Consider the following 3,413-nt stretch of genomic DNA (forward strand, 5'->3'; position numbering starts at 1 on the left):
CATTCATGGGGGCTTGCGGTGCCGCCTCGGCTGCGGTGTTTTGGCTCACCGCACTGCGCCCTAACAGTTCGTCCAAGCGGACGCCAAAACCGCTACGCGGTTTCGGCGCCGCTTAACTCAAGCGTTAGGAGCGAGCGTGGTTCTGAGAATTCCTGCCCTTGCGGTTGTAATGCTGTGCGTCGCATCGGCGTGTTCCTCGGAGCCGCCTCGCGCCGACCAGGTAGTTACGGATGCACAACCCCTAGCGGGCTTGGTACACCCTGACGACTCTGTCACCTACGACCACCCGCAGCAGGGATACAGAACCTCTTTTTGCGTGACCTCGGTATCGGGTGATACGATCCAATCAACCGGCCCCTTGGCGATTGAAGCAAGCAAAGTTCAACACCTTGTAGTTAGTCCGCAAGCGTGCGCACGCAAACGCAGAAACTTCGGTCGTGATGCCGGGCAAATTGCTTCTGGCTTGCTACTTACTCCCTTTGTCTTGGTCTGCGTTGCGACTCGCGGATGTGACATGAAGTAGCGGTCGTTGAGAATCTGAATTGCTCGGGACGCGCGTTGGCTGAAGCAAGCTAATCTCTGCAACTGTGGCTGCCCTAACTATTCAATCAAGGGGAACAAAAGTGCAGGCATTTTTGTCCCCTTATCTCAGGCGTTAGGTCTTATGCAACCGACACTCGATCAACACAATACTTTCCTCTCTCACGAGCCATTGCCAGGCGTCGTCTTTGAGCACAATGCATATGTCAGGGTGGTTGGCGGCGAACATGTCGGTGACTCGGGATCTCTCATAAGTGTTGAAGATCTAGGAGATGATCCCGTCTATCTGGTCGAGCTGGAGTCCAACAAGGATGCTCTCATCCCTCAATCATGCTTGCGTGTGGTTGAGGCCTAACTACTCGTTCAAGGCGGACGACTACGCCGCCGCTTAACTCGAGCGTTAGGCCTTTGCTTGTTGGGTTGTTTGGGCAGGCTGGCTCCGTTCAGCACTTCGTTGACGTGAGGCGCTTCGCTTCGGCAAGCTGCTCATGGGATTCACAGCAAGTCGTCAAGTTTCAAAGCGTGGGGTTTGTGGCTCGCCGATGTTGCATGGCGCCGTATGGTTCGCCCTGTCGCGCTCGGGCCGCAAATCCCTAACCAGTCATTCAAGCGGACGGCTACGCCGCCGCTTGACTCCAGCGTTAGGCGTCAACACCACAGTTCGCGGCGAGGAGACAGACATGCTCGACTTCACCAAAGTTCGATACACGCTTGCTGTCCTTGACTTGGCCAAGTCCACGGATTACTACGCGTCTGTCCTCGGCCTAGGCATCGACTTTACGGCACCTGGCTGGTCATTCCTCTCTCGCGGTAGCTTTCGTGTGATGCTCGGCGAGTGTACTGACGCCATTCCACCTGCGGAGCTTGGCGACCATTCGTGGTATGGCTACATAACAGTTTCGGATGCTTCCGCTTTATTCGCCGAGTATCAGGCCGCGGGCGCGGAGTTCACTCAACCGCTTTCCGACAAGCCTTGGGGCATGCGAGAGTTTGGTGTTCGCACAGTTGACGGCCATCGGCTCATGTTCGGTCAGGAACTCTAGGCCATGTCGCGGCCTAACATCTCGTTCAAGGCGGACGGCTTCGCCGCCGCTTAACTCAGGCGTTAGGCCTTAAAGCGAGAGCTCATGAATCCTCAGGCACCTTCGATCGCTCTCTTCGCTGTGCTCTTTGGCATGGTCATCGTGTGGTTTGTGCTCATCAAGCTGCTGTTCAAACGCCTTGAGGTCGCGCATCCGCAAAAGTACGAGGCGATGGGTAGGCCTTCGCTATTTCTGCGCAATAATATCGCCACAGGGTGGGCCACCATGAAGTTTCTGTTCGCACGCGAGCATCGTTCGCTTAACGACAGCTATCTATCAAAGCTATCCGACGCAATGCTTGTCTTCCTCGCAATTTATCTCCTTCTATTCTTTGGGTTGTCGTACTTCGTTTCCGTACCTCACGCGGCCTAACCAGTCGTCCAAGCGGACGGCTCCGCCGCCGCTCAACTCAAGCGTTAGGTGTGCTTGGAGGTTCCTCGATGACGGACGCAGCAATTCTCCACTTCATGTGCGGCAAGATGGGGGCTGGCAAGTCCACGTTCGCCATGGCGATGGCGTCGTCCAATGCTGCTGTTCTGCTGTCGGAGGACGATCTGCTGCGGGACCTCTACCCGGGCGGGGTCACCGATCTGGGCAGCTATGTCACCCTTTCCGGCCGCATCAAGCGTGCCTTGGCTGACCACATCTGTGCGCTGCTGCGCCAAGGCATATCGGTTGTGCTGGACTTTCCAGCTAATACCGCGGCCCAGCGCGCCTGGTTCCGGAAGTTGATTGAGAGCTCAGGTGTGAGCCACCAGCTTCATTACCTCGACGTTCCAAATGACACGTGCAGGCATCAACTCAGAGAGCGCCGAGCCCGCAACGGCAGCGACCCGCTGCAGGACGATGCCACCTTTGATGCTCTGCTGGCTCATTTCGCTGCGCCTACACCCGAAGAGCGGTTTACGGTGGTCCGGCATGAGCGCACCTAACAATTCATTCAAGCCGAAGCCGCTTCGCGGCTCGGCTTAATTCAGTCGTTAGGCCTACATGGAGGTTTTCCACGTGTTCTTGTCAAAAGCGCACCTTCCCCTGATTGTCCTTGTCGCTGTTGGGTGCTTTATGACCTACGGCGGAAAGGGCGCGGCCAAAGCCAGCTCGCCAGCAAACTTCGGTCCAGCTACATATCCAATGACACGCTCAGAATTCTTCGAGCGCTTAGACTCCAAGTTGGTTGCAAGCTGTGATGCTTCGCGTGAGGAGTACAATCTTAGCCGAGACAAGTGCCTTCAACTCATAGCCCAAAGAACGACTTCTTGCGCCAAGTCCGTTTCTATAGCCAGCACCATCGCGGACAAAGCTCAGTTCAAAGCTTATGGCGGGGAATACTTGGGTTGCGCTAAACCTTATTATTTCTGTGACGGCATCGAGGTCAAGACACTCGGGGCCGCAATTGGTCAATGCAGGTAGGGCTAACTATTCGTTCAAGGCGGACGGCTTCGCCGCCGCTTACCTCCAGCGTTAGAGTGCACATGGAACGTCTACGCGACCTACGAGATGCAAACCCAGGAATCTTCTCAGCAGCGACGAGGGAGACGTCGGGCACACTCGATGCATTAGAGAGCACTCTGGACGTTGGTCTTCCTAAGCCGGTCCGTTGGTTCTGGCTTGAGTGCGGGTCTGGCCTTAGCTCCGCTGCGCCCAGCGTAGCCATGTCGGTCGAGGCGACGTCCCCCCGCTTTGAGTAGCGGGTGGGTTTAGAGTCCGGTGTTACTTTAACTGCTTCGCGTAGGCGGCCGGTGTCAGCCCGCCCAATGCCCTCTTCGGTCGCTCCTCGTTGTATTCCCGCCG

3 protein-coding genes are annotated in these 3,413 nt (G+C 56.5%); all 3 read left to right on the plus strand.

Features of this window, described 5'->3' with window-relative positions; translation table 11 throughout:
• Nucleotides 1-1,220: 1,220 nt before the first annotated feature.
• The gene (locus ACFPME_RS17605; protein WP_377307002.1) at nucleotides 1,221-1,583 is read left to right on the plus strand and encodes a VOC family protein; all 363 of its coding nucleotides are present in this window, start codon (nucleotides 1,221-1,223) and stop codon (nucleotides 1,581-1,583) included.
• A gap of 84 nt (nucleotides 1,584-1,667) precedes the next feature.
• The gene (locus ACFPME_RS17610; protein WP_377307003.1) at nucleotides 1,668-1,994 is read left to right on the plus strand and encodes a hypothetical protein; all 327 of its coding nucleotides are present in this window, start codon (nucleotides 1,668-1,670) and stop codon (nucleotides 1,992-1,994) included.
• Nucleotides 1,995-2,062: 68 nt separating this feature from the next.
• On the plus strand, nucleotides 2,063-2,554 hold the full coding sequence (locus tag ACFPME_RS17615) for a P-loop nucleotide/nucleoside kinase family protein (RefSeq protein ID WP_377307004.1): 492 nt from the start codon (nucleotides 2,063-2,065) through the stop codon (nucleotides 2,552-2,554).
• The last annotated feature ends 859 nt before the right edge of the window (nucleotides 2,555-3,413 follow it).

Origin of the sequence: Rhodanobacter umsongensis (assembly GCF_042654965.1) — a bacterium.
GTDB lineage: Bacteria > Pseudomonadota > Gammaproteobacteria > Xanthomonadales > Rhodanobacteraceae > Rhodanobacter > Rhodanobacter umsongensis.